The sequence below is a fragment of the Methylibium sp. T29-B genome (genome assembly GCF_000576225.1).
In the GTDB taxonomy this organism is placed as follows: Bacteria; Pseudomonadota; Gammaproteobacteria; order Burkholderiales; family Burkholderiaceae_C; genus Methylibium; species Methylibium petroleiphilum.
The window spans coordinates 1-1321 of record NZ_AZSN01000351.1 but is presented as its reverse complement, the minus strand read 5'-3'; the positions used below and the strand labels follow the sequence as shown (position 1 = coordinate 1321).

The window sequence follows — 1321 nt, the reverse complement described above, 5'->3', positions numbered from 1 at the left end:
TGAACCGCCCCGGAAATCGCGGAGGCCCGTTGGGTTAAGTCAAGCCGCCACCTCGGTAGCCTGACTGGCGAGTTGCCGGTAGTAGTTTGCCTCGGCCTCGGCAGGTGGGATGTAGCCGATGGGTTCGAGTAGGCGGTGGTTGTTGAACCAGGACACCCATTCCAGCGTGGCCAGCTCCACCGCCTCCTTGGTCTTCCAGGGTGCGCGACGATGGATCAGTTCGGCCTTGTAGAGGCCATTGATCGTCTCGGCCAACGCGTTGTCATAGCTGTCGCCCTTGCTGCCCACCGACGGTTCGACGCCGGCCTCGGCCAGCCGTTCGCTGTAGCGGATGCTGACGTATTGCGAACCGCGATCCGAGTGATGCACCAGGCTGCTGTCTCGTTCAGGCTGGCGGGCGTACAAGGCCTGCTCCAGAGCATCGAGGACGAAGTCGGTGGTCATCGAACTGCTCACGCGCCAGCCCACGATGCGCCGGGCGAACACGTCCACGACGAATGCCACGTACAGCCAGCCCTGCCAGGTCGAGACATAGGTGAAGTCCGACACCCACAACTGGTTCGGCCGCTCGGCCCGGAACTGCCGGTTCACCTTGTCCAGCGGGCATGGTGCCTTGTTGTCGCTGATGGTGGTGCGCATCACCTTGCCGCGCCTGACACCGCGCAGACCCAGGCGCCGCATCAGGCGCTCGACCGTGCAGCGCGCCACCTCGATGCCTTCGCGGTTCATCTGCTTCCAGACCTTGTCCGCGCCGTAGACCTGCAGGTTGGCATTCCACACTTGCTCGACCACGGGCATCAGCGCCACGTCACGTCGTGCCCTGGGGCTCAGCAGTGCCTGATCCCGGCACCGGGCAGCGTGCCGTCGGTAGGCCGACGGGGCGATCCGCAGCACTGTGCAGATCGGCTCGACCCCGTGGACATTGCGGTGCTCGTCGACGAGCCCGTACATCACTTCAGCCGGCGGTCGAGCTCCGCCTGGGCGAAAAACGCGCTCGCCAGCTTCAGGATCTCGTTGGCCCGGCGCAGTTCCTTGACCTCGCGCTCCAAGTCCTTGATGCGCTTGGCCTCGACGGTGCTGACGCCTGGCCGGGCACCGGCGTCCACCTCTGACTGCTTGACCCACTCCAGCAGCGTCTGCGGCACGCAGCCGATCTTCGGTGCGATGGACTCGATCGCCGCCCACAGCGACGGGTACTCCCCGCGATGCTCCTGCACCAGCCGCACGGCCCGCTCACGCACCTCGGGTGAGAACTTGCTCGACTTCTTCATGGCTCCATCTTCTCAAGTGTTGGAGCCTCCTCGAAACCCGGGGCGGTTCA

1 protein-coding gene and 1 other annotated feature are annotated in these 1321 nt (G+C 65.3%); the gene reads right to left on the bottom strand.

What is annotated here, in order from left to right; genetic code table 11:
• Positions 1-39: 39 nt before the first annotated feature.
• A protein-coding gene (locus Y694_RS21850) for an IS3 family transposase (protein WP_152543640.1) occupies positions 40-1271 on the bottom strand; the annotation gives its coding sequence in 2 pieces (ribosomal slippage) (positions 40-983 and positions 983-1271; 1233 coding nt in all).
• Positions 877-993 (bottom strand) — a sequence feature (AL1L pseudoknot). (Overlaps the previous gene by 117 nt.)
• Positions 1272-1321 lie beyond the last annotated feature (50 nt).